The organism is Candidatus Cloacimonadaceae bacterium, assembly GCA_030693415.1.
GTDB lineage: Bacteria > Cloacimonadota > Cloacimonadia > Cloacimonadales > Cloacimonadaceae > JAUYAR01.
In genome coordinates, this window is record JAUYAR010000163.1 from 1 (window position 1) to 21,941 (window position 21,941).

Annotated in this window: 18 protein-coding genes and 1 pseudogene; 13 read left to right on the forward strand and 6 right to left on the reverse strand. The window is 50.1% G+C overall.

Annotation, left to right across the window (positions count from 1 at the left end; all coding sequences use genetic code 11):
* Positions 1-225: 225 nt before the first annotated feature.
* Genes Q8M98_10485 through Q8M98_10510 form a run of 6 tightly spaced genes read right to left on the reverse strand, consistent with a single transcriptional unit; the run spans position 226 to position 5,415 of the window.
* Positions 226-849, reverse strand: coding sequence for a DUF3164 family protein (locus tag Q8M98_10485; protein ID MDP3115181.1), 624 nt, complete (start codon positions 847-849; stop codon positions 226-228).
* Positions 794-1,306, reverse strand: a complete 513-nt coding sequence (locus Q8M98_10490; GenBank protein ID MDP3115182.1) for a hypothetical protein — start codon at positions 1,304-1,306, stop codon at positions 794-796. The genes Q8M98_10485 and Q8M98_10490 overlap by 56 nt, the downstream gene beginning before the upstream one ends.
* 18 nt (positions 1,307-1,324) lie before the next feature.
* Entirely contained in the window at positions 1,325-2,017 is a 693-nt protein-coding gene (locus tag Q8M98_10495; GenBank protein ID MDP3115183.1) for a hypothetical protein, read from the reverse strand.
* Positions 2,014-2,730 (reverse strand): ATP-binding protein, encoded by a 717-nt coding sequence (locus tag Q8M98_10500; GenBank protein MDP3115184.1) that lies wholly within the window; start codon positions 2,728-2,730, stop codon positions 2,014-2,016. The genes Q8M98_10495 and Q8M98_10500 overlap by 4 nt, the downstream gene beginning before the upstream one ends.
* 11 nt (positions 2,731-2,741) lie before the next feature.
* Positions 2,742-4,829 carry a Mu transposase C-terminal domain-containing protein gene (locus Q8M98_10505; protein MDP3115185.1) on the reverse strand — a complete coding sequence of 696 codons (2,088 nt, stop codon included), beginning with the start codon at positions 4,827-4,829 and terminating at the stop codon, positions 2,742-2,744.
* Positions 4,816-5,415: a DNA-binding protein gene (locus tag Q8M98_10510; GenBank protein ID MDP3115186.1), complete on the reverse strand. Its 600-nt coding sequence runs from the start codon at positions 5,413-5,415 to the stop codon at positions 4,816-4,818. Before Q8M98_10510 ends, Q8M98_10505 begins: the two co-directional genes overlap by 14 nt.
* Before the next feature lie 252 nt (positions 5,416-5,667).
* Between Q8M98_10510 and Q8M98_10515 the strand changes: the two genes are divergently transcribed.
* The 13 genes and pseudogenes from Q8M98_10515 (at position 5,668) to manA (ending at position 21,560) form a co-directional block, all read left to right on the forward strand.
* Complete coding sequence (locus tag Q8M98_10515) at positions 5,668-6,405, forward strand: S24 family peptidase (protein ID MDP3115187.1); 738 nt, start codon at positions 5,668-5,670, stop codon at positions 6,403-6,405.
* Positions 6,406-6,747: 342 nt separating this feature from the next.
* Positions 6,748-8,199 carry a tRNA lysidine(34) synthetase TilS gene (gene tilS / locus Q8M98_10520; GenBank protein MDP3115188.1) on the forward strand — a complete coding sequence of 484 codons (1,452 nt, stop codon included), beginning with the start codon at positions 6,748-6,750 and terminating at the stop codon, positions 8,197-8,199.
* Positions 8,189-8,725 carry a hypoxanthine phosphoribosyltransferase gene (hpt, locus tag Q8M98_10525; GenBank protein MDP3115189.1) on the forward strand — a complete coding sequence of 179 codons (537 nt, stop codon included), beginning with the start codon at positions 8,189-8,191 and terminating at the stop codon, positions 8,723-8,725. The genes tilS and hpt overlap by 11 nt, the downstream gene beginning before the upstream one ends.
* Positions 8,722-11,055 (forward strand): ATP-dependent zinc metalloprotease FtsH, encoded by a 2,334-nt coding sequence (gene ftsH / locus Q8M98_10530; protein ID MDP3115190.1) that lies wholly within the window; start codon positions 8,722-8,724, stop codon positions 11,053-11,055. Before hpt ends, ftsH begins: the two co-directional genes overlap by 4 nt.
* Positions 11,052-11,585, forward strand: a complete 534-nt coding sequence (hslV, locus tag Q8M98_10535) for an ATP-dependent protease subunit HslV (GenBank protein MDP3115191.1) — start codon at positions 11,052-11,054, stop codon at positions 11,583-11,585. The genes ftsH and hslV overlap by 4 nt, the downstream gene beginning before the upstream one ends.
* Entirely contained in the window at positions 11,582-12,940 is a 1,359-nt protein-coding gene (gene hslU / locus Q8M98_10540; GenBank protein MDP3115192.1) for an ATP-dependent protease ATPase subunit HslU, read from the forward strand. The genes hslV and hslU overlap by 4 nt, the downstream gene beginning before the upstream one ends.
* Positions 12,940-14,250 carry an MFS transporter gene (locus Q8M98_10545; GenBank protein MDP3115193.1) on the forward strand — a complete coding sequence of 437 codons (1,311 nt, stop codon included), beginning with the start codon at positions 12,940-12,942 and terminating at the stop codon, positions 14,248-14,250. Before hslU ends, Q8M98_10545 begins: the two co-directional genes overlap by 1 nt.
* Positions 14,247-14,936, forward strand: coding sequence for a polyphenol oxidase family protein (locus tag Q8M98_10550; GenBank protein MDP3115194.1), 690 nt, complete (start codon positions 14,247-14,249; stop codon positions 14,934-14,936). Before Q8M98_10545 ends, Q8M98_10550 begins: the two co-directional genes overlap by 4 nt.
* Positions 14,929-16,224, forward strand: coding sequence for a FapA family protein (locus Q8M98_10555; protein ID MDP3115195.1), 1,296 nt, complete (start codon positions 14,929-14,931; stop codon positions 16,222-16,224). The genes Q8M98_10550 and Q8M98_10555 overlap by 8 nt, the downstream gene beginning before the upstream one ends.
* Positions 16,225-16,273: 49 nt before the next feature.
* Positions 16,274-18,991 (forward strand): annotated as a pseudogene (locus tag Q8M98_10560) (DPP IV N-terminal domain-containing protein).
* A gap of 37 nt (positions 18,992-19,028) precedes the next feature.
* On the forward strand, positions 19,029-19,424 hold the full coding sequence (locus Q8M98_10565) for a S41 family peptidase (GenBank protein ID MDP3115196.1): 396 nt from the start codon (positions 19,029-19,031) through the stop codon (positions 19,422-19,424).
* 26 nt (positions 19,425-19,450) lie between these two features.
* Entirely contained in the window at positions 19,451-20,326 is an 876-nt protein-coding gene (locus Q8M98_10570) for a tetratricopeptide repeat protein (protein ID MDP3115197.1), read from the forward strand.
* A 16-nt stretch (positions 20,327-20,342) separates the two neighbouring features.
* Positions 20,343-21,560 carry a mannose-6-phosphate isomerase, class I gene (gene manA, locus Q8M98_10575; GenBank protein MDP3115198.1) on the forward strand — a complete coding sequence of 406 codons (1,218 nt, stop codon included), beginning with the start codon at positions 20,343-20,345 and terminating at the stop codon, positions 21,558-21,560.
* Positions 21,561-21,941: the final 381 nt, after the last annotated feature.

Sequence of the window (21,941 nt, forward strand, 5' to 3'; positions counted from 1 at the left end):
GCGGAAGGCAGGCAGAGGATCTGGGATGTCTCTGATCCAGCGGTAAACACTGGAGCGATCGACCCTGAGCACATCGGCTATCTCATCAGTCCGGTAGTTGCGGTCATCATTAAAAACATTCATCGTTTCTATTACCTCGGCTGTATTGGTATTCATAGATGCCATTATTCATTCTCCCATATTTCTTTCAAATAAGCATGCATAACGCTGCCACTCTTTCTTATCTTATAGCGCTGTGAAGTTGAGCACGATCAATTTATATTCGCCATGCTCGTCTCTTTCGTAAAAGGAAACGTACTGCTTTGTCGAGACTACCTGTATCGCTTTGTCGATCAGTTCCATAGCCTCTTTCCAGGTGGGGTCTTTGATGTTATACTTACGCAGTGCTAGAATACGGAACTTAGCAATCTCGCCCTTCTTATCAACTTGGAAGGCTTCGTTGATAATAGCACGTAGATTAACGTTGGAGTCGGTTGTCCAGGCTTTGATGCACTCGTCTATCTTCTGCTTGGCGAGCTGAAGCTCCAGACCGAACTCAAGACGCTCTTTGAAGCGGATATCGATCTTGTACTTGCCGTCGAAGCTGGTGAATCCGGCATTGCCTTTCCACTCCAAGCCGCTCTTCTTGGCCACGAACTCGAGATAGCTTTCAACCTCGGCATAGAGCTTGATCTTGTCGGATATAATGCGTTTTTGAAGCCGCAGTACCCGATCAAGGGTGTTGTTGACTACAGTATCCTGTTTGAGCATCTCGGACTTGATTACAGAGACCGGGATGGCTCGACCTTGAGCATCAATCTTGGTGCGTTCTGTGGTCGCTTTCGCTTTGGGGGTGTTCTTGGTTTCCATTAGAGTTCTCCTTATGCTGATTTTCTGTTCTATTTGTTTTGCTTTCATTTTCTTGTTCATTTTCTTGTTTCGGCGCTTGCATTTTGATGTAGTTCTGGAGCATGGCGATAACCGCTCTACGCTCCGGTTTATTGAGTAGATTCCAGTGGCTCTTTTTGTAATGTTTGAGCATAAATGCCCGCAGATCGGAATCAGTCCACCCTGCCTGCTTCATGAGCGAGAACATGTATTTGCCTTGCTTGTCGAAGGTGAATTCGTAAGGGCGACCATGCTTACGATAACTGATCATGATTGACTTCAGCTCCAGGAGACGCTCTTCCGGCAATGCCGAGAGCGATTCTCCGAAGCCGAGACCATTCATGACGTATTTGAAGCCATCAAGCGGCCAGTGAAACTTCTTGACCCGGATGGCATGTATTTGTTGTCGTAGTTGTCGTTCCCGTAGTTCCTGTGTCATAGAATGCCTCACTTAAGATTATTGACTGGTATATCGGTTCATTAGAAATGTGTTGAAGTCTTGGAATGCATAAAAATCAGATTCCCTGTACTCTTTCCATGCTTGAAAGAGTAATTCACTTTTGGCTTTTTCAGCTTCTGCATGTTTGCGTTTCTCAACTCTCTCAGCCTGCCGTTGAAGCCAGATACGATGCCGGGTTTCCTTTTCTTCAGCTCTTTTTTGCTTTTCATTGTCACTCAGCTTGGGGCGTAGATCACCCAGAGCCCCGGGGATTATGATCATACCAATAAAATTTATCTTTCCACGGTTTAACACTGTATAGGCATTATTACAAAGCCCTATCATCTCAAGCGATGCCATCGCTTCCATATACACGAATACCCACTGGCGACTTCTCCCGAAGGCATTGGCTATGGCTCGGACCGACTTGTATTGACCCTGCTCGATCAGATCGAGTAGAGCGGTGGCTGCCGCTGGATCGAATCTCCAGTCACCTTTTTTGTTATATCCAACCACTGGATTATAGCGGTTATTTCGCACAAAGATGCCATCCTCCGGCGAGATCAGTTTGATAGTCAGATCACTATAGAGTTTATCCAATATCGGCGCTACAAGGCTGATATCCAAAGCTGTCATTTCCGCTGCCAACTCCGCCGTGAAGGGATGATTGTAGAGGTTGACGAAGTTCAGTACCAATTCGTTTGGGTTCATAATGCTGTGCTCAAGTCGATATCGGAGACTGCGATATCCGGTTGCTTCTTGTGCTCGTTCTCGATGATGTACATCACCTTCATAGCTTTGCGCAGGTTGCCGCAGCAGTTGAAGTCGATCTTTTCGATCACCTCAGGAGTCACTTCGATATCCATGACCTCTCTGGCGACAAGTTCAATATCATGCTTGGAGATCTGCTGGAACTCGTAGAAGGAATTGCATCGGTCGAAATAATGGGCATTGATCTGCGCCAGTCTGTCCATTGCGTTCTGCATGCCTACCAGGATAACCACGGTCAGAGTCTCGTCCACGATGTCACGGATAGCGCCTAAGAGCTTTTCATGCGAGAAGGAATAGTCGATCTCATCGATCACGATTACCGTATCTTTGTGATCCTCAAGTATTCGCAGGATGAAATGCAGCAGGTTATTGGCAGTGCCGGAGGGGATAAAGGTTCCCATCCTGAACTTGGTGTATAAAGCGCTGAGCAAGGACACCATAAAGGACTTGGGCGTGGTCGTGGATTCCAGTCGGAGGTAGATGTATCCTCTCTGGAAGGCCATGCGCTGAGCATAAGTGGTCTTGCCGAGACCGGGGCGTCCATAGAGCAGTCCCAGTCCCACCATTTCCATTTTGGGTCGGTTGAGCAGGAAGGTGATGCAGTCATCCGCTTCCACTACATTGGTTATTGCCACAAGTTTGTTCTGTTTCAAGCTATCCTCCTTTATCTGATGCCCGCACGCTTGAGCATTTCCTCAAAGCTTTTAGGCTTGGGTTTGTTTACTGTATCCTGCTCCTCCGCAAGCTGTGGTAGCGGAAGTGATTCTATCGTATCAGGATGGTGGACTGGTATATCCGGCTTGATGGGTTCAAGCTTTGGCAGTGATTTGACCATCTGCTTTTCCATTGTATTGATCGCTTGGTCTCGGCTCTGCTTAGGCGGCTCGATCATTGCCGGCTGCTTGAAGATGGGATTGGTATCCGGGGCTATGGCTTTGCGCATTGGAACCATCAGCCTATCGACCGCGATCTGAGTCTGCCTGACTAGAGTCTTGGTCTTGCGTTCAGTGTTCCGCTGCAGCTTCTTGATCTCGGTGTATTCCTTATTCAGTTCTTTGAATGAGGTGGGCTGATCTTCTGCGAGTTGGATCATCGGATGCTGAGTCCGGCGCAGCTCTGCCTGGCAGAGGTACTTATCATTCTTGTCAAAAACCAGTATCCATCTGGCATCCCCGAGATCGTATCTGATTACCACGTCCTTGCCGATATGATTGACCAGTTCAACATCCCAGTAGAGCAGCTTATCGATGATGATGCCATTGTTGCGGATGCGTTTGCGCTCCACACTGAGCATCAGGTTATTGAGCTTGCCGGGTACAACTAAGCGGTCTGCCGGCAGCTTGGATGAACTGAATACCTGCCAGGGTGTCTTGCCTCCCAGTCCGGAGTGATGATTTTCTCCATAGATGTGCCGTATATAGAAGGCGATCATCTGCATCGTCTCTTCAATCGTGGGAGGATGAGCTTCGAACAGTTTCCTTGCCCACTTCTCGTTACGCATCAGCGGAGCGGGTTTATCATCTATGCAGGAGCCCCGGAAGGATGAGATGAACCTTTCAAACTGCTCCTGGAAGGTTTTAAAGAACCGCTCAATCGGTTTGGCTTTGGCATTATAGCTCTTGGCAAAGACCACATTGATCCCGAGCCTGGGGAAGATGCCACCCAACTCCAGCTCCAGATCATGCTCCTCCCACTTCTCATGGAAGAGCTTGCTCTTGAAGGCTTTGCCGTTATCCAGATAAATACGCTTCGGCAATGCACCCCAGTTCAGAAAGCCGTTTCTGAATGCCACTTGGATGTGATGGCTGTCTTCGGTGAAGGCAAGTGATGCTCCCACCGGATAGCGGCTTGCCCAGTCGAAGACCATGATCATAGTCATGCGTTGCGCCTTCCCGGTCTTAGGATTCATGATATCAAAAGCCAGGTTATGCCCATCGGCAACCCAAACATCTCCCACATTCAGTAGACTGGCATCTCGGATAATGGTCTTGACGATGCTCTCGGCTACTGCTTTGCTGCCGCTACGGGCTTGAGTCCAGATGGCTTTATTATTGAGTTCCCAGTCAATGCACCAGCGTTTTAGAGTGGGAATGCTACTGGGAGATTCAAGCACTTCCATCCGGTCTGCGTCTTTCAAGCTGCTGATGGCGGAGCCGACCTTGATGTTATTGGGATTGAGCAGTAAGTTGAGCAGGTAGTTCTGTTCAATATAGGTGACTTTACGACCTCTGAGCTGGTTCTTGTTCTTATGTACCAGCGAGAACATGTCCCGATTGTTTTCCAGATAGCGTTCCAACCACAAGCGCAGGCATCTTTCATTACGTCTACCTAATAGCCCGTATAGCTCTGAGATCAGCTCTTTTCTATTGTAATCCTCAGTTATCCGCTTCCACTCCTCAACTCTGGACGCACATTGTTCCAACCGATAGAGCACGGTCGAGCAGAACTGACCATAGAGCCTGGCTTCGTTTTCATACTTGTATGGGATATTATCAGGAGGAGTGAGATCGAGAAAGTCCGACTGGCTGCGTTCTTTGAAGGCAGGTCCTTTAACCGGAACCGGCATCCCGATATCATCGGCAATCCAGTCGAAATCTTCATCAGGATCACAATCTGCTTGCGGTGTCCGATCTATCACTGCCATATTGGTCGTGATACTCTGTAAAGTATCATCCGGTTGCTTATCGGTGCCCATGATATAGTTGTGATAGAAATGGGCATACTCCGAGGAGGTGACGTTATAGAAGCTCATCTGAACCTCCATTTTCGCCATCAACCGGTGTATATCCATAGATCAGGGCACTGACTAATAACTTGCCGTCCACTTCAATCTCGGCTTCCACAAACTCACTCGGTATGACATATTGAGTGTCACACCGGGCAATTTCCAGATCATAGAGTTCCGGGTTGGTTAAGGCGAAGGTCTTATTGATCTTCCGCATCCCGGACTTTACGTACTGTTTGTGTGTCTTCAGCTGCTTTTCATTGATGTATCGCCAGACTGTCCTATTTGAACAACCCTTGAGTTCTCCCACCCGTTCTATGGTAAGCCAGATCGCCGTAATCTTCTTTTTGCTCATTCTCAATCCCATTATGTAGATTCCACCTTGAATAACCGTCGCTGTGACAAATTTGGCTCTTTTTGATGTCACACCGAGCAAATCTCTGTTTGTCACACCGACGCTCGGTGTGACATGCTCCTTAATCTCTCTCGTTATTAGCTTTAACTGCTGCCATTCCCGTTTGGGCTTCGGTGTGACACGTGTCACACCGAGTATTTTGTCACACCGAGCACTTTTTTGCACTCGTCTGCATGCCTCGTAAGTGGTCGCTTTCATAAGCGCCTCCCTTATTTAGTATTGTGGTGCTACTGCACACAATAGCAATAACTTGGGAAGTCCTTTCTGCTAAATCGGGAACTTAGTTTTTTTTCTGAACACCGGCGGAAGAATCCGCCGCCTAATCACACTATTTTAGATTTGTCTTGACACAACAACTTGGTGCTTATATGTTGTTCACAGATGCACAATGATACCCATACAGTAATTGTCAAGCAGAAATAAAGCCCCAAAGGGGGAACAGTGGACAAAATGACCATAGGTGACCGTATCCAAACCCTTATCAAATCAATGAAATTGAAGCAGTGGGAATTTGCCGAAAAATTCGGTGTTTCTAAGAACTCAATCATCCGCTATAAGACGAATGATCGCTTCCCCGACTCCGAATTTCTGCTCAAATTGGCAGACGAAAAGGTGAACATCAACTGGGTTTTGAAGGGTGAAGGACCGATGCTGATCCCAGGTCCCTGGGAGCAAGACAACTCCATCAAACGCAACCAGCGGTATCAGATTGTCGGAGGCAGACAGCTACTAATTGATGAATTTGGAGATACTTACATTCGCTCCGCAGTTTTCCCAATCTTGGCGGAAATTTCCGCCGGAACAGCCTCCGAAGCGATTGAGGAGAAGGACAGCCGCAAACAGATTGAAATACCAGATAGTTACATCCCCAGAGGCGCTTCTCAGTACATGGCATTCTTAGTCAGAGGCAGCAGCATGGCTCCGCAGATCAGAAATGAAGATATCGTATTGATCTACAAGACGATAGACTGGGATTGGGCGGATGGTCAAATCTGTGCCGTGAGAGTGGATGGAGGGATCACTCTGAAACGTGTAAAGTTAGATCACAAGAGGGCTACGCTGGTACTCGAACCCCTTAAATCAGACTTTAATACTCTTATCTTAGACGAGGATCAGACGAGGGACGTTTTTCTGATCGGCACACTTGCAGTCCAACTGCGCCTTTGTGGAACTGACCTAATTTACTGATAAACAAGGATTTCCGAAACCAGTCCAAAAACAGTCCAAATTTGCAATAATCTTGATCCAAACAAGTCCATAAACGTCCAAAGCTCGGTGTGACACAGTCTAAATCATATCCTATCTAAATAACCACCAATCAAAGCCTTATCCCCTCATGTCACACCGACGCCCATTTGCAAAATTGGGTGACTCTTTACAATTCTCCAAGTGCTCTGGTAAAGCAACGTAGAATGGTGATGGTTTTTGAACAGTCTCCATACCTTTCCACCCCTCCCCCCAAAAAGCAGCTTGACAATCTGAGGCATAGTAAAAGTATAGCAATCTCGAGAATTATGATATGGAGAGATAATGCGCGTGCTGGACTTATGCCTGAAGAAATTGCATAACTATCTGCGGGAAAAGCAGTTGGTCAAAGCCGGAGACAAAGTGCTGATCGGCATTTCCGGAGGTGCGGATTCGATGGCTATGGCATATCTATTTTCGCGAGTGCGTTCTCTCATGCATATTACTTTGTTAGCGGTGCATATCAATCATCAATTGCGGGGAGAGGAAAGCGACCTGGATGAAGACTTCGTCAAAGGGTTTTGCTTGGATTTGAATCTTCCTTTGATCGTGCGCAGGATCAAGCTTGCCGGCGGTGGAGACCTTGAAAACCGCGCCCGGGTAAAACGCTTTGAAGTCTTCCATCAGCTTTTGGATATCTATCGCTTTGATCGGATCGCGCTGGCGCATCACAAAAACGATCAGGCGGAAACGATGTTGATGAACCTTATGCGCGGAGCCGGGATCAACGGATTGGCGGGGATCAAACCCAAGAGTGGCGCCGTCGTTCATCCGATGCTTTGCTTTGGCAAAGAGGAGATTCTGGAGCTTTTGAGCGATGAGTTGATCCCCTGGCGGGAAGATAGCACAAACCGGGATTCCAGCCATCGCAGAAACTTTATCCGAGGCGAGATCTTGCCGCTCTTGAGTGAAAAGATCAATCCCCGTCTGGTGGAAAATCTTGCCATGCAAGCGGAGATATTCCAAGCCGCGGAGGAACTACTCAAAGCGCGCAGCATCAAACATTTGAAGAGAATCAACATCGAACAGGGAAGCGGCAGGCTGGTGCTCAACATTCTGCAGCTCATGGCTTTAAACTCGATCGAACGCTATTATCTTTTACGGCTTGCATATTCAAGTTTAAGCGGGAACGAGGCAGATTTCTTTCGCCACAGCTATGCTTCCATCATCGCGCTTTTGGATTCCAAGGGCTCAAAAGAGCTTTCCCTGGCGCATGGCGTGATCGTGAGAAAGCAATACCAAGAGCTGCACCTAACGCTGGAGACCGGAGATGAAAAACACGACGAAGAACCGCTCATTGTGGAAGAAGACCGGACGCGTGTAGTCTATCTGGATCATCGTTTCAGCTTCAAACACCTGCGGGTTCTGCCTCGCGTAGGTGAATATGACAAAAACGTCATCGTTCTGGACTCGGACAAAATCAGCTTTCCCATCCAGATCAGATCCCGCAAGCCGGGCGATCGCTTTCAACCTACCGGTATGACGGGTTTTAAAAAACTCAAGGACTTTTTTATTGACGAAAAAGTCCCCAAATATGAACGGGATAACATACCCGTCTTTGATGACGGGGAAAAGATAATCTGGATCGCGGGCTATCGCGTTGATCAGCGAGTTTGCGTCGATGAACACAGCAGCAGGTTTTTGCAGATCGTGGCGGAGCCCGTTCACGAAAAGCCAAAACGTGCCGCAAGCAGAAAAAAAGACTCTGGAGGAGACCATGGATCAAATGAATTGTGACATCTCGGCAGTGCTGTTTGACGAATATAAAATTCAGACCCGCATCCGCGAGATCGGTTTGGAGATTTCCACCGAATACAAAGGCAGAAATCCCGTGTTGATCGGCATTCTCAAAGGCGGATTCGTGTTTTTGGCGGATCTGGTGCGCAGCATCACCATTCCCATCGAAATAGATTTTCTGGCGATCTCGAGCTATGGCGCTGGAACCACCACCTCAGGCGTGGTCAAGATCCGTAAGGATATCGATTGCGATGTTTCCGGTCGCGACGTCATCATCGTTGAAGACATCGTGGATTCCGGGCTTTCGTTGCAATATATCAAGGATTACATCTGGAAGCATGAACCCCGCACCCTTCGCACCTGCGTGTTGCTGGATAAACCCAAGGCACACAAGCTGGAAGTGACATTTGACTATACCGGTTTCGAGATCGGCAACGAATTCGTGGTCGGTTATGGCTTGGATTTTAACGAAAAATACCGCAACCTGCCCTATATCGGCATTCTCAAGGAAGAGCTTTATTCATGAACTTTAGAATTGATAAACCATTGGGAGGCATCCGTTTGCGGATGCTTGTTCCGCTACTGATTTTGATGCTGACTATCGGCATTGTTTATGGCGAAACCGCTGTCGCGGAAAGCCTTGCGCCTCCTGTGTCAAGCGATGCCGTCATCGATGGAGCCGCCAAGATCGATCCCGCTGCGCAAAAGAAAGCACCCCTCAGTGAAACCGCTCCGGAAGGCGTGTTTGAAGATTTTAACAAGCTGCTGCGCTGGTTTGTGATCGCGCTATTAGTGATCTCGGTTTTCAGCGGCATCCGCATCTTGATTCTCAAAAAGCGCGTCGGAAAGGGAACACCAATTCAGAAGCTGCCGACGGACAGCAAGATACCGGACGAAAAGGACAAACCGCGTTTGATGGACACCGGACTGAAAAAGGTCAAGCGTTCCCCCTTCTCGCTCACCTTCGTCTTCATCATGATCATGGTGGCGATCGTGTTTTATCATACCTGGAGCTCCTCGCGACCGCAGATCATCAAGGAAAGCTACACCATGTTTATCAATCGCATTAGCGGTGGAGAGATCACTCGGGTGGAATTCACCGAACGGGACATCCTCTATACGGATATCGCCAAGAAAAAATACATCAGCACCATGCCTTTTGACAATCCGGTGTTGGTGGATAGCCTGCTGGCAAGACAGATCACAGTGATCACGAAGAAACCATCGCGATGGGCTGGTCTGCTCACTTATATGCTGCCGTTTCTGATCCTGATCATATTTTGGTTCTTTTTCCTGCGGGGGATGAATTCACAAAACTCCAAGGCATTCAGCTTTGGCAAGAGTAAAGCAAGGCTGCACGAAGCCAGCAAGAGCATGATCACCTTCAAGGATGTCGCCGGAGTGGATGAAGCGAAGGAAGAACTGCAGGAGATCGTGGAATTTCTCAAAGACCCAAAGAAGTTCCAACGTCTTGGGGGAAGAATTCCCCGCGGAGTGCTGCTCGTCGGCAGACCGGGAACGGGTAAGACCCTTTTGGCAAAAGCCGTTTCTGGAGAAGCGGGAGTGCCATTCTTCTCGATCAGCGGATCCGATTTTGTGGAAATGTTTGTAGGTGTGGGCGCTGCCAGAGTGCGGGATCTCTTTGAACAAGCGAAAAAAAGCTCACCCTGCATCACTTTCATCGACGAAATAGATGCCGTGGGCAGACATCGCGGCACCGGACTCGGGGGCGGACACGATGAACGCGAACAGACGCTGAATCAGCTTTTGGTGGAAATGGACGGATTTGAACCCAACGAAGCGGTGATCATCATCGCTGCCACCAACCGTCCGGATATTCTTGATCCGGCACTGTTGCGTCCCGGCAGATTCGATCGTCAGGTCACGGTCGATCTTCCGGATATCAAAGGACGCACGGAGATCCTCAAAGTGCATGCCGCCAAGGTTCCCCTGGGGGAAGATGTACACTTGGAATTGATCGCGCGCGGAACTCCAGGTTTCAGCGGCGCTGATCTTGCCAATATCGTCAATGAGGCGGCTTTGATCGCTGCGCGCAAAAATAAACAGCATCTCGAGATGCACGATTTTGAAGAAGCGAAGGACAAGCTCATTCTCGGCAAGGAAAAGAAGAGCCGCGTGATTCCCGAAGAGGACAAACGCCTCACCGCCTATCACGAGATCGGCCACGTGCTCACCAGCGTTTTTCAGGACAAGACGGAGCCGGTGCACAAAGTTTCAATCATACCCAGAGGTTTCACAGCCGGCGCCACGCACTTTTTACAGACGGATAGGACGGGATATTCGCGTAGCTATCTGATGCAAATCATGGTGGAGCTATTGGGCGGCAGAGCTGCCGAGGAGATCGTCTTTGGAGATCTGACCACAGGTGCCGGAAACGATCTTGAACGGGTGACGGACATTGCCAAGAAGATGGTCTGCACCTGGGGAATGAGCGACAAGGTCGGTCCCATGACCATCGGCAAAGACCAGGGCGAAGTGTATCTCGGCAAAGATATTCTGGCACGCGAAATTCACAGCAATGAGACCGCCCAAATGGTGGATTCCGAGATCCGCCACTTTGTATCTCATGCACATGATAAGGCTCTGAGCATCCTCAAGAAATACCGTGATCTTTTGGAAGTCATGGCAAACGAACTGTTTGAAAAAGAGACGCTGGGCACGGATGATATCTTTGCGATGATCTTGAAACACGTGGGTGAGGACGAGACAGCGCTCGTCAATGCCAAGTATAAAAAGGCGCAGGAATTGAAGTTTGAACACAGCGACCGCATCGACATCGAGCGCGCCAAGGATGACATCGAACCTGCGGAACCCGATTCCGGGGAGCAAACATGAGCACTTTTCACGGCACCACCATCATCGGCATTCACCGTAAAGGGCATACCGCCATTTGCGGAGACGGACAAGTGACCCTTGGCGACGCGGTGATGAAAGCCCACGCAGTCAAGATTCGCAAGATCTTCGACGGCAAGGTGATCATCGGTTTTGCAGGCGCCACCGCAGATGCCTTCACTCTCTTTGAAAAGTTTGAAGAACGCCTCAAAAGCAACAAAGGCAATCTCCGCAAAGCGGCGGTCGATCTTGCCAGGGATTGGCGCACGGATAAATATCTGCGCCGCCTTGAAGCAATGCTCGTGGCAGGAGACGGCAGCGGGATTCTCGTGATTAGCGGAGTGGGGGACGTGTTGGAGCCGGATGACGGAATCGCGGCAATCGGCTCCGGAGGAAATTATGCTCTCGCGGCGGCACGCGCTTTGGCATCCAATACCAAGCTGGATAACAAAAGCATCGTCGTTGAGGCGATCCGCATCGCGTCCGGCATCTGTATCTATACCAATAATAACTATATCGTTGAGGAAATATGAGCCTTTCTCCTGAGAAACTCACTCCCGCCAGAATCGTTTTCGAGCTGGATAAATATATCATCGGACAGCACAAGGCAAAGCGCTGCGTTGCCATCGCCCTGCGCAACCGGTGGCGTCGTCAACAGGTTTTGGGAGAGATGCAGCAGGAGATTATCCCAAACAATATCATCCTGATCGGACCCACGGGAGTGGGGAAGACGGAAATCGCCCGCCGGCTTTCAAGGCTTGCCAATGCGCCCTTCATCAAGGTGGAGGCATCCAAATTCACCGAAGTGGGCTATGTGGGAAGAGACGTCGAATCCATGGTGCGCGAACTGATGAACAACGCCGTCAATCAGGTGCGACATCAAATGTTGGAAGAATGCGCGGAACACGCACGCGCCCTTGCCATTGCCCAAGTGCTGGACATTCTCGTGCCAGGCTCCTCGGCAGATCACCGCAACAAACCGAATCAACAGGCTTATGAACGCAAACAGCGCACCCGCGCCAAAATGCAGGATATGCTTCTGGCAGGAAAGCTCGATCAACGCGAGATAGAATTTAAAACCGAAACCAATCCCGCTGCCCTGGAGATCATCACGCCGGTCAGCATGGAGATGTTTGATTTTGATATCAACGACATGATGTCCAATCTTTTTCCCAGTGGTAAAAAAGATAAGCGCCAGCGCATGAACGTGCCTGATGCGATCAACTTTTTTACGGACAGAGAAGCCAACCGAATGATCAACAAGGAAAAGGTGGTGGAGCTTGCCCGCTACGCAGTGGAAAATAACGGCATCATCTTTATCGACGAGCTGGACAAGATCGCCGTCACTGATCGCAGTGGAGGCATAGACGTTTCCCGCAGCGGCGTCCAGAGAGACTTGCTCCCCATTGTGGAGGGCTCCAGCGTACCTACCAAATATGGTTCTGTGGATACCGCGCATATCCTTTTCATCGCCGCGGGCGCCTTTCACTCCGCGAAACCATCGGATCTGATCCCCGAACTTCAGGGTAGGTTTCCGATCAGGGTGGAGCTTCACAGCCTGTCCCAAGCAGATTTTGAGCGTATCCTGAAAGAACCGGAAAACGCACTGACGAAGCAATACACAGCTCTCTTTGCTTCCGAAAACGTGCAGCTAACTTTTGCCCCCGCCGCCATCAAAGAGATCGCTCATTTTGCCGCGCTCGCCAATGAAAAGATGGAAGATATCGGCGCACGCAGGCTACATACCATCATGAACGCCCTTTTGGAAGAATATCTCTTCAGCTTGCCGGATGACCAGGTCACGAAGATCAGCATCACCGGCAAATTCGTGCAAAACAAGCTCAGCCCCTTGATCGAGAGCGAAGACCTCTCCCGTTTTATTCTCTGATGAAACGTCTCAAACATCTCTTTGTATCCCTGCAAGTGAGAAACTACCGCCTCTTTTTCATGGGGCAGGGCGTCTCGCTGATCGGCACTTGGATGCAGAGAATGACGATGGGCTGGTTTGTGTATAGGCTGACTGATTCGGCATTTCTATTGGGCTGGGTGAGTTTCCTGAGCATGATTCCTTCGGTGGCGATCAGCCCCTTTGCCGGAGCCTGGGCGGATCGATGGAACAGGCACCACACGATGATTTTCACCCAGATCGCTTTCTTTGTGCAAGCCTCGATCCTCTCGGTCGCGGTTTTGACCGGATACATCAATGCCGGTCGGCTTTGGCCGCTCTACGCACTCAGCCTGATGCTGGGAATCATCGAAGCGGTGGACGCGCCGATCCGCCAAAGCTTCGTGATCGATCTGGTTTCCAAACGCAGCCTTTTACCAAACGCGATTGCCACCAATTCCGCGATGTTCAACGGCGCCAGACTGATCGGGCCGATGGTGGGCGGAGCATTGATCGTCGCTTTCGGAGAGGGAATCTGTTTCAGCATCAACGCTCTCTCCTATCTTCCGGTGATCGGCACGCTATTGATGATCCGCATCGTCTATCCGAAAGTTCAAATCAGCAAGGAATCGACTATTAGTAAGATCGTCGCCGGCTGGAAATACTCCTATCGCAATTTCCCCATCCGCTATCTGATCATGAATCTGGGGATTTTCACTCTCTTTGGGATGTCCTATGCCACACTGATGCCGGTTTTTGCCCGCGACGCTCTTCATGGCACAGCACGCACTCAGGGCTTGTTGATGTCCGCAGCCGGGATCGGAGCGCTCTCCGGATCTTTCTATCTGGCATCGCGAAAGACGATCAAGGGTCTCACCCAGACGATGATCATCATGGCGTCTTTGGTCAGCATCGCATTGATCGTGTTTTCTTTTTCCACGAGCATCTATCACAGCATGATCCTGATGCTGGTCATCGGGTTGGGGATGATGATGCAAATGGCATCGACAAACACCTTGATCCAATCCATCGTGGACGATGAAATGCGCGGCAGAGTCCTGAGCATCTACACGATGGCGTTTATGTCCATGTCCCCCTTTGGAAGTCTCTTGGTGGGTTCGCTCTCCAGCAAATTCGGTGCCCGTGTGACGTTGATCATTTCTGCAGGTATCTGTCTGTTGTGGTCGATCATTGGGCTGCGTCTCGTTCCACAGATAGTCAGAGATATCTTTCGCATGCTGATCAACAACAAAAATACTGAAATCTATCGTCCGCGCCCCGTTATCTTGAGCGTGAATCCGGCGGAACGATGAAGAGCTTTTCCCATCTTGGGTGTCACCTTCCTGATTATCGCAGTATCATGCACGCGCAAAGCGATTTTTACATCGGAGAAAAGCTCATTCCGTGTTCGAAAATAGTGATCGCAGAACAAACCCACTCCGATCTCATCCATGTCTGCACTGTTGATGACAGCGGAGCCGGTTTCGGAGACCATCCTCAGATATCCGTGGCGGACGGAATGATCACCCATATTCCGAATCAATATCTTTTGATCCGCACCGCGGATTGCACACCGGTGCTGTTTCTGGATCGAAAAAACCGGGCGGTGGGAGCAGTGCACAGCGGTCGCGAAGGCACGCGCAAAAACATTGCCGGCAAAGCGGTGAAACTGATGCAGGATCAATATGGCTGCCAACCCCAAGATCTGACTGTCCATATCGGTGCCGGGGTCTGCGCTGACCATTATAAAGTAAGCAATTCCATTTGGGACGAATTCAATGATTCCATGGTGCAGAACGGTGTGAAGCCGCTTTTTAACAGCGAATGCCATATTGACATCCGGCTTTGCATCTTCCAACAACTGATCCTCGCCGGAATACCCTATCGGAACATCGAACAGGAATTCATCTGCACCCACGAATCTCCGCGGCATTTTTCTTTCAGACGGGACGGCTCCCGCAACCGTCAAATAAACTTAGTCGGGATCGAATATGACTGATATTTTTACCAACAAGCACGGCAACCTTGTCCTTGAAATCAAGGAAGACCGCATGAGCGCCTGGCTCAGGGTCAAGTGCAGCGGCAGATTGATCGACGAACGCGAGATCATTGAACTGATAGATTCCACCGGCATCAAAACAGGATTTGACGAAGCGCTGAAGTATTGCCGAACCCACGGACTGGAAAAAGATTTTGACACTCCTTTCCCAGTCGCCGTTTGCACCGCCGCCCAAAGCAACGCTAAGCTGAACTACTTTTTCGACACCAAGATCGCACACGAATTCAATGGCAGCATCCGTCCCTGCGACCTCAAATTTCTTACCTGCATCGAAGCCGACACCGTGTTAGCGGATTATTCCAGCAATATCTTCGACCGTCAGGGCAGCATCTACAACATCTTCGGCGAGATGATCGAGGACGCAAACGCAGAGCTGGACAAGGAACAAACCCTTGCCGGAGAGAATGTTTTCTATGACGCCAGCCGCCGGCGCTACGTCGCAGAAAAAACCGGATATCCGCATATCGGCGAAGAGGGAGCTATCTGCATTATCGACAATCTGGTCATCGAAGGAGATCTTGAGGAAGAGGACGCCAAGCTGCGCACCCCTGTGAGTGTCTGTATCCGCGGAAACGTGCATGGAGCGGACATCGCAGTGCGCGGAGGGATCAAGATTGAAGGTGATTTATCACAATCCCGCGTCTATTGCGAAGGAACCCTGGAAGTGAGCGGCGACGTCAAATCCTGCGACAACCCCGGAATCGAGGTTCTCGGCAAGATCAGTTGCCGCGGAATCTACAACTCCCGGGTGCGGTGTCTATCCTCACTTTACTTCACGACCGAAGCGCAAAACTGCATGCTGGTGGCTGAAACGGGCATCAACTCCGAAAACGAACCCGCGGGAGGGATCGTCGGCGGACAGATTCAAACCTGCGGCAGCGTATTTATCAATTCAGCCGGCAGCGCAGATGGCGAGGAGACAGAGATCGAGATCACCATCAGTCCTTTCTACAAGGCGCTTTTGATGCAATTGACCAAGGAACTGATCAGCCTCAAACAATATCCCGAGGACAATGCCGACCTCATCCAAAGCCTCGGAGAAAAGATCAAACGCTGTGAAGGCGAGCTGGACGGGCGCCTCAACACCTTTTTGAAACGCTCCCGCAGTGAAAAACTGTGCATCAAGATTGCTGGAGACGTTTTTCCACTACTGCGCCTGCGCGTCCTGAAACACGATTACCAGATCCGGGCATATCAGAAAAGCCTGGAGATTTTGGAAAGAGATTAAGAATTACTATTTGGAGAGATACATGTACCGATCGATTGTTCTTGGCTTGATGCTCTTACTCACAAGCCTGCCCCTGATTGCCATCCAGCCCGTTTTTGCTCGCGATCCCGCTATTTCGCCGGACGGCAGCGATGTCTGTTTTGTCTATGACGACGATCTGTGGATCGTTTCCTTCAAGGGAGGAAACGCCCGCCGGCTCACTTTCACCGAAGGAGCGGAATGGGGTTCTGCCTGGTCTCCTGACGGTAAACTCATCGCCTTCAACTCCAATCGCGAAGGCGTAAACTATCCATATATCATGCCCTCCGGCGGAGGAGAGGCAAGAGTCATCATCCGCGAAACCTACAATATCAGCGATTGGTTCAGCGATTCCAGACACCTTTTGGGCGTGCGCCACAATCCCCGCTTTGGCAGTTCTTTCTATAAAATCCCCGTTGACGGCAACCGTCCAGAGCTCTTGGCGGAGATCGGCGATCGCTTTGCCAGCCTTTCGCCGGACAATAAAAAGATCATATTCAACCGCTATGGCGATCCTTATCGGGAAGCCTATCGAGGCAGCCTGAACGGAGAACTCTGGCAGATCGATCTGGAAACGAAACTTTATAGCAAACTAACCAATACTGATTTCACCGAACGTTATCCCAAGCACTCATATATCAACGATTCCTTCTTCTATTGCGCCTCGGATGGTGAGAGGTTTCAGCTCTACCGGGTGGACGGGATGAAGTTTTCGCGTCCGGTAAAAGTCACCAATTTTCCCCAGTGGTCGGCACGGGACATCACCATTGCCCGAAAGAGCGACCGCATCGTTTTCGAGCTTTTCGACGAGATCTGGAAATACGATCCCACCCGCTTGTTCGGCGAAAAAGTGAGCAAGCTGGAGATCAATATCCCCGAGGATCATTGGCAGGAAACCAGACGCTTTGACAAAATGAAAAACGAGGTCTTTAACTTTGCCGTGTCCAACGACGAGCTGCTCTTGGGATTTCAATACAAATACGACAGCTTTTTCATGCCGCGCAAAGGCGGAGAGGTCAAACAGATTACTTTTGACCATGCCGGAGTATCAAACATGGAGTTTATGGAGGACAACCGCACGCTCGTGATTCAAAAGATGCTGCGCGGCAAAGACACCCTCTTCAAAGTGAATGCCTCCGATCCCAACAAGCTTGCGGCAGTCGATTGGTTCGGAGTGGACAGCCTCGTCGTCGAGGACATCAGCAAAGACCATAAAGGACGCTGGATCATCTACTATGGCGGTTCGCGCATGTCCGGAATGGTGGCAATCGCCGATAGTGGGATCGTCAATATCCGCAGTATCAACGCCTCCGGACCCGTGGTCTCAAACTTTGCCATCAACGAGCGCGGCACCCATGCCATCTATGTAAGTAGCCGGCCTGATTATATCCGCGAGATCTGGCTCTATGATTTTGCCACCGGCGGACACCGCAAGATCATGAATGACGATATGTGGAGCAGTTCCCTCACTTGGACAAAGGACAACAAATCCATCCTCCTCACCCGCGGAGGAAACATCTTTCGTCTCGATCTGGTGCCCAGAGATGAATTTGAACTGGATAAGGACAATTGGTTGGAAATCCTGCTCCCATCAGTGAAAGATAAAGTGATCGTGGCTGAGCCCGATTCCTTGCCGAAAAGCGACCTGAGCGACGAAGCGGGGGAAAAGCCGAAAAAGGCGGTTGAGCCCGAAGAACCAAAACCGGAGCAGCCCTTTGTGATTGAGTGGCAGGACATCGAAAAACGCCTCTATCCAGTGATCTTGGATATGGAGGCAACCCTCTTTGTGCACAGCGTGATCGATGACAGCACCTTCTATTATATCTCGGACGGCTTTTTCTTCAACAAGCCCGCCGCGCTCAAAAAAGCCAATATCTATGGCAAGAATATCAAGGAAGACTTCAATTTCGGCATGGGCGCCGGAAACTATAAGACCATCGGAAAAGCAATCTACTACGTCCAAAATGGAGTCATCAAGTCCTTTAATACGTCAAATAGCGCCAAGCGTGAGATCAAAGCTGAATTTGACTATCAATATGACCTCAAAATCCTGAATAATCGCGTCTTCGAACAAGCCTGGGCGGCATTTGGGATGAACTTCTACGATCCCTCAATGCACGGTAGGGACTGGGAAAAACTGTTTCAACTCTATTATCCCTACGTGGATAAAGCACGCTCGATCGGAAACATCGCCAGCATCGTGGATGAAATGATCGGAGACATAAATGCTTCACACACCGGATTTTATCCCCGCTCGGACAGCGAGCGAAACTTCCGTTCCTCCGCGTATCTGGGCTTGGAGCTGGATTATTCCACTCGCCTTGATGAAGGGATCAGGATCGACATCGTCTATCCCGGATTGCGCTTGCATCACTACTTCAAACTGCAGAGCGGAGACATTTTGACCCAGATCGATGGAGTAAGGATAACAGCCGGCACTCCCATCGATTCTCTGCTATTGGATAAAGTGGGCAAACTCATCCGATTGACATACATCCGAAACGGACGCTCCCTCGAGGCGAGCTTGAAAGGACTTTCCTGGGCGGAGCAACGACGCATGGATTATGACTACAAAAACAACCGCAGCCGAGATTTGGTCAACAAACTCAGCGACAACCGCGTCGGCTATATCCACATCCCCGCCATGGGCAACCGCGATTATGAAAACTTCACCCGCGAGCTATACAGGGACAACGCGGACAAGGAAGCGCTCATCATCGACGTGCGCGGAAACGTTGGAGGCAGAATCCACGACCAGCTTCTTACGCTGTTAATGAAAAAGCATTATGCCTACTCCTCAAACCGCCGCAGAGCGTTTGAGCAATATCCGGAACCCTTCCGCGTCTGGGAATCGTCCCTCAATCGTTTTGGTGGACGAACGCTCCTTCTCGGATGGCGAGATATTCCCCATCCTCTATCAAGAGCTCAAGCTCGGAAAGGTGGTCGGTATTCCATCCAGCGGAGCCGTGATTGGCACCTGGGAATATCAGCTTCTGGACGGATCTTCGATGCGTATGCCCGGTTCAGGATGGTATAAACTGGACGGAACGAACATGGAAGGCAGCGGTGCCATGCCGGATATTATCGTTGAAAACAGCCCGAACGACATCATCTCCGAACGCGACAATCAACTCATCCGTACGATCGAAGAGATCATACGGGATCTGAAGCCAAAGCGCTAAGATCATAAAGGGGATATGATACTCACATGAATGATATCGAACTCGGCAACCTGATTCTGAGGGCGGAAGCCCTGATGAAAAGCAATTGGCTGCATGGCTATCATCTATTGCTGCAGGCAGCCCAGGAGCATCCTGACGACCCGCGCGGCTGGCTCAGTCTGGGTGATTTCTATCACGGCAGAAGCCGCCACGAGGAAGCCATCAAAGCATATCAATCCGCGTTGAGGCTGCAACCGAAAGATAATCAACTGCAAACTGTGATCGGCAATTGCTATTTCGCGATGGGGGATTATCGCATCGCTATCATATACTATGATCAGGTCATAAACCCCAGCCCCGAAGTCGGCTACAACAAAGCGCTGGCACTGGCATACCAAGGCAAGCATCGCGAAAGCATCGCTATCATGAAGGATTTGCTCGATCTGATCGACAACAATCCCTTCATCTATTTCCTGCTGGTCGAACAGCTTTTGCGCGTGAGTGATTATGCCGCCGCTCAGCGCTACCTGAAAAAAGCCGAAGCCCGCATCGGAAAGCACAAACATATCATGCTGCTCAAAGCCATCACCTACGCCAAGCAGGAGATATGGCTCACCGCCTACCACGCCTTCAATGAATATATGCAAAGCGGCAGCCTCCAACTGGCGGATCACATGCTCACCTTTGCGCTCTGCGCGCTGAATATCGGTATGCCAAACCGCAGCATCGAGATCTTGGAAAGTGCAGTGCTGGAAAATCCCTACAAAAGCCAGCTCTATGAAGAACTGGTGCGCCTGCTGATCGCCCAGAATAAACGCGCCCGCGCCAGAGAGGTTTTGAAGATCGCCAATGATAAACTCAGCTCGATGAATCCCGTTCTCAAACTCCTGCAGGCAAGGCTTGGAACGGAATACGAGGATTAAGAAGGATTCCCCGCTCATGATCTATCGGATGCTCAATCCCCTGTTGCCTTATGACTGGGGGTCGTCAAGCTATATTCAAAACCTGTTGGGACGAAAGGATTTGGAGGGAAAACCCGTTGCTGAAATGTGGCTGGGCGCGCATCCCAAAGCGCCTTCATCCGTCATTCCAGCGAAGGCTGGAACTGGAAAGGGAATCCATCCAACCCCAAAAAACCTTCCATCCCTCATCGCCGCAGACCCTCAAAAGCATCTGGGAAGAAGGCACGACCTCTTCTCAGACCGCCTTCCCTTCCTGCTCAAAATCCTCGCGGCAAGAATGCCGCTTTCGATCCAGGCACATCCCAATCTCAAACAGGCGCGTGAGGGATTCAAGCGGGAAAACCTGCAAGGCATCCACCTCGACGCCCAAGAGCGCAACTATAAGGACGACAACCACAAGCCGGAACTGATCTGCGCTCTCACTCCCTTTCTGGCGTTGTGCGGATTCAGAGCCTATGAAGAGATCATCGCCAATTTCCGCGTCCTGCATCTGGAATCCGTCTTCCGCTGCTTTGCCGATTTCGTGGAAGCTCCAAACCCCGGCGCTCTGCAAAATCTCTTTATCGCCATGCTCTTTAGCGAAGGTCAAACCCGCAAAGACCACATCAACAGACTACTCCGGGCTTTATACCTTTCCACCGATGAAGCCTTGAACGCCTGCATTCATCGATTGGCAGAACATTTTCCCGATGACATCGGCATCTATGCTCCTCTCTTTTTGAACCTTATCGAGCTCAAACCAGCAGAGGCGATGTATCTCGAAGCGGGTGTCCTGCATGCTTATCTTGAGGGAGCGGGTATCGAGATCATGGCAAATTCGGACAATGTTCTCCGTGGTGGTCTCACACCCAAACATATTGATCTGCAAGAACTTGCGCGCGTTGTCAGCTTCCATCCATACTCACCATCTCTCATTGGAAATGAAGCGGGAAACCACAAGATCACCGATTACGATTGTCCCGCAACCGAATTTCATCTCCAGCGCCTGAGCTTGTCCGAAGATGAAGAATACACTTTGGAAGACATCGATTTACCCAGAATCCTGCTCTGCATGGATGGAACCTGCATTTGCAAAGCCAATGATCTGAGCGTATTTCTCACTGCCGGTCAATCCATCTTCGTACCCGCGGACAACAAATCCCTTTTGGTAAAAGGCGGCGCCACTCTCTTCATTGCCTCCCCAAGCCTGCAATGATCTAATTGTTTGGCTTTGAAAACCTCTCCTCCTTCTCTAATCCCTGGCTCGAGAAGGAACTGGCTCGAGGAAAAACTGCGGACATGAACCGACGAGGACGTCGGTAATTCCATATCATGAAACTCCGCATCATGATAGGGGTAGGGGAGTTATCCATTACTGGCTCCCCTCCCTCCGAACCGTACGTGCGGTTTTCCCGCATACGGCTCTCCAGAAAACAGGTATCTCATGTAAGAGACCAGCATAATTCACTGTGGGCTTCGGTTAATGAGAAAAACCCCCAGTTATCAAAGATTTTGTTATGGTATTGCAGATTATCCATGTTTGTCGCTATACCTTTGCGTTTTTCATGCTTCTTCAGGATACTGCGAAGTCTTTGTC